This is a genomic window from Xanthobacter autotrophicus (assembly GCF_030015065.1).
Classification (GTDB): Bacteria; Pseudomonadota; Alphaproteobacteria; order Rhizobiales; family Xanthobacteraceae; genus Xanthobacter; species Xanthobacter autotrophicus_D.
In genome coordinates this window covers 1-6,971 of sequence record NZ_JAIVFN010000167.1, presented here as the reverse complement: position 1 = coordinate 6,971, position 6,971 = coordinate 1, and the positions used below count along the sequence as shown (strand labels likewise).

Annotated in this window: 5 protein-coding genes; 3 read left to right on the top strand and 2 right to left on the bottom strand. The window is 71.6% G+C overall.

Annotation, left to right across the window (positions count from 1 at the left end):
• Nucleotides 1–163: 163 nt before the first annotated feature.
• The 3 genes from K9U40_RS21205 (at nt 164) to K9U40_RS21195 (ending at nt 6,020) form a co-directional block, all read left to right on the top strand.
• Entirely contained in the window at nt 164–1,063 is a 900-nt protein-coding gene (locus tag K9U40_RS21205) for a S49 family peptidase (RefSeq protein WP_282892104.1), read from the top strand.
• Between the two features lie 121 nt (nt 1,064–1,184).
• Nucleotides 1,185–2,888 (top strand): NAD+ synthase, encoded by a 1,704-nt coding sequence (locus K9U40_RS21200; RefSeq protein WP_282892103.1) that lies wholly within the window; start codon nt 1,185–1,187, stop codon nt 2,886–2,888.
• Nucleotides 2,889–3,245: 357 nt separating this feature from the next.
• Nucleotides 3,246–6,020, top strand: a complete 2,775-nt coding sequence (locus tag K9U40_RS21195; RefSeq protein WP_282892102.1) for a DUF2339 domain-containing protein — start codon at nt 3,246–3,248, stop codon at nt 6,018–6,020.
• Between the two features lie 4 nt (nt 6,021–6,024).
• On the opposite strand, the gene K9U40_RS21190 is transcribed toward K9U40_RS21195, so the two are convergent.
• A complete protein-coding gene (locus K9U40_RS21190; RefSeq protein ID WP_282892101.1) occupies nt 6,025–6,345 on the bottom strand; it encodes a YnfA family protein in 321 nt (106 codons plus the stop codon).
• Between the two features lie 27 nt (nt 6,346–6,372).
• Nucleotides 6,373–6,971 (bottom strand): 4-(cytidine 5'-diphospho)-2-C-methyl-D-erythritol kinase (locus K9U40_RS21185; protein ID WP_282892100.1); only part of this gene is annotated, 599 nt, incomplete at its 5' end.

The window sequence follows — 6,971 nt, the reverse complement described above, 5'->3', positions numbered from 1 at the left end:
CTCCCCACCCCTCCCCCGCAAGCGGGAGAGGGAGTTGGCCGGCGCGGAGTGGAGAGCAGGGGGGGAACCGGCGGTTCATTTCAAAACGGGACACGGCCTGAACCTGACTGCGCGTGCTCCCGCCGCCTTGAGTGCGTCACGGCCGCGCCCTACATCTCTCACCATGGCCGACAGCTTCCTCTCCTCCCTTTCGCGCCGCCTCGGCGGCATCCTTCCCAAGAAGTGGCGCCGGGATCTGCCGGTGGTGCCGGTGGTGCGGCTCTCCGGCGCCATCGGCATGCAGACGACGCCGTTCGCGCGCTCCCTGTCGCTGGCCGGCACCGCGCAGGCGCTGGACAAGGCCTTCGCCATGAAGTCGGCGCCCGCGGTGGCGCTGCTCATCAATTCGCCGGGCGGCTCGCCGGTGCAGTCGCACCTGATCTTCCGGCGCATCCGGGCGCTGGCGGAAGAGAAGGAGAAGCACGTCTTCGCCTTCGTGGAGGATGCGGCGGCTTCCGGCGGCTACATGATCGCCTGCGCGGCCGACGAGATCTTCGCCGATCCCTGCTCCATCGTGGGCTCCATCGGGGTGGTGACGGCGGGCTTCGGCTTCGACAAGGCCATCGAGAAGCTGGGCGTGGAGCGGCGGGTCTACACCGCCGGCGAGCGCAAGGTGACCCTCGACCCCTTCCGCCCGGCGCGGCCGGAGGACGTGGAGCGGCTCGACCTGCTGCTGAAGGAGCTGCACACCGTGTTCGTGGACCTGGTGCGCTCGCGGCGGGGCGACGCGCTGCCGGCCGACGACGAGAGCCTGTTCTCCGGCGAGTTCTGGCTCGGCACCCAGGCGGCGGGCCTCGGCCTCGTCGACGGGCTGGGCGATGTGCGCTCCATCCTGAAGGCGCGCTACGGCGAGGATGTGCGGATGCCGCTGGTGCAGTCCTCCTCCGGCCTGATCCCGCGCCGGCCAGGGGGCTTTTCCGGCGGCGTTGCCGGCACCCTGGCCGGCACGCTCGCCGCACAGGCGGCGGACGGCGCCATCGCGGCCGTGGAGGAGCGCGCCTTGTGGTCGCGGCTCGGCCTGTGAGTCACGAAAACAGCCCCGCGGCGCCCCTTCCGGGCGCCGCGATGGCGCCGGATGAGGCAGATTTCCCGGTTGCCTTTTTCTTGCCCTTTCCCCCGTTCGCGCCTGCGGTTACACCCGATCCATGACCATCATCGAGACCAGCCGCGAGACCGGCGCCACGCCTGAAGCTCCGGTCGACACGCTCTTCATCGCCGTCGCGCAGCTCAACCCCACGGTGGGCGACGTGGCGGGCAACCTCGATCTCGCGCGCCGCACCTGCGCCGGCGCCCGCGATGCGGGGGCGGACCTCGTGGTCTTCCCCGAGCTGTTCATCGCCGGCTATCCGCCCGAGGACCTGGTGCTGAAGCCGGCGTTCCAGCAGGCCTGCCGCGCCGCCATCGAGACGCTGGCCGCCGAGACCGCGGACGGCCCCGCCCTGCTCATCGGCGCGCCGTGGGTGGAGGAGGGCAAGCTCTACAATTCGGTGCTGCTCCTGGAAAAAGGCGGCATCTCCGCGGTCCGCCACAAGGTGGACCTGCCCAATTACGGCGTGTTCGACGAAAAGCGCGTGTTCACCCCTGGCCCGCTGCCGGGGCCGATCCCGTTCAAGGGGGTGCGCCTGGGCGTGCCGGTCTGCGAGGACATCTGGGGCTCCGACGTGGTGGAATGCCTCGCCGAGACCGGCGCCGAGCTCATCATCGTGCCCAACGGCTCGCCTTATCGCCAGAGCGTCTATGCCGAGCGCGAGAACGTGGCGGTGGCCCGCGTGGTGGAGAGCAGCCTGCCGCTGCTCTATGTGAACCAGGTGGGCGGGCAGGACGAGCTGGTGTTCGACGGCGCCTCCTTCGCCCTCAATCCCGACCGTTTCCTCGCCTTGCAGTTCCCCTGCTTCATGGAGCGGGTGCGCATCTCCAGGTGGCAGCGTTTCGAGAACGGCTGGAAGTGCCTCGGCGCCAACCTCGCCGACCGCATCGAGGGCGACCAGGCGGACTATGCCGCCTGCGTGGTGGGCCTGCGCGACTATGTGAACAAGAACCGCTTCCCCGGCGTGGTTCTGGGGCTGTCCGGCGGCATCGACAGCGCCCTGTGCGCCGCCATGGCGGTGGATGCCCTGGGGCCGGAGCGCGTCCACTGCATCATGCTGCCCTATCGCTACACGTCGGGCGAAAGCCTCTCCGATGCGGCCGCCGTGGCGCAGACCCTGGGCGTGCGCTACGACATCATGCCCATCGCCGCCGGCGTCGAGGGCATGGAAGCGGCACTGGCGCCCCTGTTCGCGGGCACCCAGCGCGACGTGACGGAGGAGAACCTCCAGTCCCGCGTGCGCGGCGCGCTGCTCATGTCGGTGTCCAACAAGTTCGGCGCCATGGTGGTGACCACCGGCAACAAGTCCGAGATGTCCACCGGCTACGCCACCCTCTATGGCGACATGAACGGCGGATACAATCCCATCAAGGACCTCTACAAGACCCAGGTGACCCGCCTGTCGCGCCTGCGCAACCGCTGGAAGCCGGCGGATGCGCTGGGGCCGGACGGCGTGGTCATCCCCGACAGCCTCATCGACAAGCCGCCCACCGCCGAATTGCGCGAGAACCAGAAGGACGAGGATTCGCTGCCGCCCTATGCGGTGCTGGATGCCATCCTCGAACGCCTGGTGGAGCGCGAGCATTCGGTGGCCCAGATCATCGCCGACGGCTTTGATGCCGCCACGGTGACGCGGGTGGAGCGCCTGTTGAACGTCGCCGAATACAAGCGCCGGCAGGCGGCGCCGGGGGTGAAGGTGACGGGCCGCAATTTCGGCCGCGACCGGCGCTATCCCATCACCAACCGCTTCCGTGAGGGGTGAGACGAGGACATCGCCGGGCGGAGCGGTCCGCCGGCGTGTTCATGCTACCGCCGCGCAAGAGCACAAAATCATTATAAAAATTGAGCACTTATCGCGGCTCAGCTAGCGTTGCGCCGGGCGCCGCGCTACATCCTGAAAAGCGAATGCGCGCGTTCGCCTTGGAATGCGTTGTCCGATCGGCTCGCGGTGCGCTCTGATCGGAAAACGCGTTCTTTCTCATCAGGCTAGAGCACGCGCCGATCAGCTTGCGATGCAAGCTGATCGGGCAACGCGTTCTCTTTCTTGAACTTAGAGGGCGATTCACCGATCAGGTTGAGTCAAATCCGGTCGGATCGCGCTCTGGCAGCAGACGGGTGCATGGCGATGGACGAATGGGCGCTTCTCATTCTGGTGGTTCTCGCCTTTCCGGTGATGACGCTGGTCGCCTTCGTTCTCGTCCTCAAGCACCGGGGCCGCATCCGGGTGCTGGAGGCCAGGGTCGCCGCGCTGGAAGCGCAGGCCTTCGGCCTCGTTCCCGAAGCGCCGCCCGCCGCCGCCCCGATTCCGTCAGGCCCGGTCACGCTGGCGCCCTTCGCACCGCGCCCTCGGGAGCCGGTCGCCCCGCCGCCGGAGCCCGTCGCGCCACCGGCCTTGCATGACGTGACGCGCCCGCCGCCGCTGTCGGCGCCCTTGCGGCCCGAGGACGGCGTGCCGTCGCCCGCCGCGCCGCGTCCCGGCTTCGACGCCGGCCCGCTCAAGGAGCGCTTCGCCGGGTTCGAGGAGAAGGTGGGCGCGCGCTGGGCGGTGTGGGTGGGCGGCCTCGCTCTGGCGCTGGGCGGGGTGTTCCTGGTGCGCTTCGCCGTGGAGCAGGATTTGATCGGCCCCGCCATGCGAGTGGGGCTGGGGCTGCTGCTGGCGGCGGCATTGCTCGCGGGCGGCGAGGTGCTGCGCCGCCGCGCCCGCAGGGAGGAGCCGGCCGAGCCGCTTACCGCCCCCTCCGCCGGCCCCCTTGCCGGCCTTGGGCGCATGCCCGACGTGCCGAGCATCCTCACCGCCGCCGGCACCATGACGGCCTTCGGCAGCCTCTATGCGGCCTATGAGCTGTACCACCTCATTCCGCCGCAGGCCGCCTTCCTGCTGCTGGCGGCCACCGGCGTCGCCACCCTGCTGGCGGCCCTGCTGCACGGGCCGGCGCTGGCGGCGCTGGGCTTCATCGGCGCGGCGGTGACGCCCTTCCTCATCACCACCGACGATCCCAATGCCTGGGGCGTCGTGCTCCTCATCTCGGCCGTGGCCGCGAGCGCGCTGGGGGTGGCCCGGGTGCGGCGCTGGGCCTGGCTGGCGCTCATCGCCATCGCCGGCGTGGTGGCGTGGGGCCTCACCCTCGTGGTGTTCGGCGTGCCGCAGGCGGTGAGCGCCTCCGGTGCGCTGGGGCTGGTGCTGCTGGCGCTGACCGCCCTGCTGCTGGCGCCGCACCTGTTCTGGGGCCCCGATACCGGCCCGCGGCCGGAGCCGGTCTCGATCCTCGGCGCCGTGGGCGCGCTCCTCGTCACCGCCACGGCGGCGGTGGACGGGGAGGTGGGGGCCCTGCCGCTCGCCGTCTTCGTCCTCGCCGCCGTGGGCGTGCTGGCGCTGGCGTGGCGGGTGAAGCCCATGACCTTGGCCACGCTGGCGGTGGCGGTGCTGGCCCCCGCGATCCTCACCCAATGGGTGTTCCCGCCGGAGCCGGGCACGACCATGGCGCCGGCCGGCCCCATGGCTGGCGCGCTGCCCGAGCCGGCGCGGCTCTCGCTCGGGCACTTCATGGCCTATTCCTTCGGCATGGGCGCGCTGATGCTGGGGGCGGGCCTTGCCGGCGCGTGGCGCGGCGGGCGGTTTCTGGTTCTCGTCGGCTGGGCGGTGACGGGCACCCTCGGCCCGGTGCTGATGCTGATCGCCGCCTATGCGCGCCTCACCGAGCTGGACCGCAGCATGCCGTTCGCGGCGCTGGCGCTGGCCCTCGCCTTCCTGTTCACCCTCGCCGCCGAGCGGCTGTCGCGGGCCCCCCGCGCCTATGGCGGCACCCTCTTCGCCGCCGGCGCGGTGGTGAGCCTTGCCCTCGCGCTCACCTTCGCGCTGGAGAAGGGCTGGCTCACGGTGGGCCTCGCGCTGGCGGCGCTGGGCGTCGCCTGGATCTCCACGCTGCGGCCGCTGCCGGGGCTGCGCGCTTTCTCCGCCGGGCTCGCTCTGGTAGTGCTGGGGCGCATCGTGTGGCTGCCCACCATCGCCGTGGAGCCCGGCGCCACCCCCATCCTCAACTGGCTGCTGTGGGGCTATGGGGTGCCGGCCTTCGCCTTCGCCGCCGCCGCCTTCCTGCTCGCCAAGAGCGGCGACGACTGGAGCCGCCGGGTGCATGAGAGCCTCGCGCTTTTGTTCGCGGTGACGCTGGCGGCGACCGAGGTGCGCCACCTCGCCCATGGCGGCGACATCTATGCCAGCGACACCCGCCTGTTCGAGACCGGCCTGCTCGCCACCATCTACGGCGCCTATGCGATAGGCTTGGCGCGCCTTGCCGCCATCACCGGGCGCGGCTTCTACCGGCTGTTCTCGGACCTCGTCGCCGCCCTCGCGGCCCTGTGCGCCCTCAACGGCCTCGGCGAGAACAATCCGTTCGCCACCGGCGAGAGCGTCGGCGGGGTCGTCTTCAACGACCTCCTCGTCGCCTTCGCCCTGCCGGCGGCGCTGGCGCTGGTCTTCGCCGGGGTGCAGCCGGTGGCGCGTGGGCGGGTGAAGCTGGCGGCGGGCGGGCTCGCCATCGTGCTGGCGCTGGCCTACATCACCTTCGAGGTGAGCCGCCTGTTCCAGGGCGAGGTGCTCGATGCCGGTGAGATCAGCTCGGCCGAGTGGTACGCCTATTCGGCGGCGTGGCTGGTGTCCGGCATGGCGCTGCTCGCCATCGGCCTGTGGCGCGGATCGCGCACCCTGCGCCTCGCCTCGGCGGCGGTGATGGTGCTGACCGTGCTGAAGGTGTTCCTCTCCGACATGGCGGACCTGGAGGGGGTGCTGCGCGCAGTGTCCTTCATCGGCCTCGGCGTGGTGCTGGTGGCCATGGGCTGGGTCTACCAGCGCCTGCTCGCCCGGGAGAAGGCCGCGCCGACGCAGGGGCCGGCCTGAAGGCTCACCCGCGCGGGCCGAAGACGATGACCGCCGCCCCCGCAAGGCACAAGGCCGCGCCGGTGGCGTCCCAGCGGTCGGGGCGCACGCCCTCCACCGTCCACATCCAGGCCAGCGACGACAGGATATAGATGCCGCCATAGGCCGCGAATGCCCGGCCGGCGGCCTCGGCCTCCACGAAGGTGAGGGCATAGGCGAAGGCGCCGAGACTGGCCAATCCGGCCAGCAGCCACCACGGCGAGCCGCCGAGGCGCACCACGTGCCAGACCGCGAAGCAGCCGGCGATTTCCCCGAGGGCGGCGAGCAGGAAGGCGGGCAGCGTCATCGGGGCAGGATCATGGTTGGTTCGGCCCTATCGCAGAACGGTGGGCTTCACCCACCAGCCGGGCTCGAGCGCAAGCACGCGCCGTGCCAGCGCGGCGGCGGTGCAGCAGGTGTCGGTGAGCGCGAACACCGTGGCGCCGGAGCCGGACATGCGCACGAGGCGCGCCTCGGGGGCGGCGGCCAGCAGCTCCATGGCCCGGCCGATCTGCGGCGCCAAGGCAAGGGCTGGCGGTTCCAGGTCATTGGGCAGTCCGGCGAGGAGGGTGCGCAAGGCGTTCGCATCGCCCGCCACCGCGTCCGGCAGGACCTGGGGATGCGCGGGGCCGGCGAGCGCCGCGCCGGGGGCGAGGCCCAGCGCCCGGAACACGCCCGCCGTGGGCACGGCGACGCGGCAATTGACCAGCACTGCCGGCAGAAGCGGTAGCGCGAGCGGAGGGGACAGCACGTCGCCCACGCCCCGCATCATCCGCGCCCGGGGATCGAGGCACACCGGCACGTCCGATCCGGTGGCGCGGGCGGCCTCGAACAGGCGCGGGTCCTCCGGCGCCAGGCCGTTGAGGGCGGCGAGGAGGCGCAGGGCCGCAGCGGCATCGGAGGAGCCGCCGCCCTCAACGGCCTCTGTCTCTT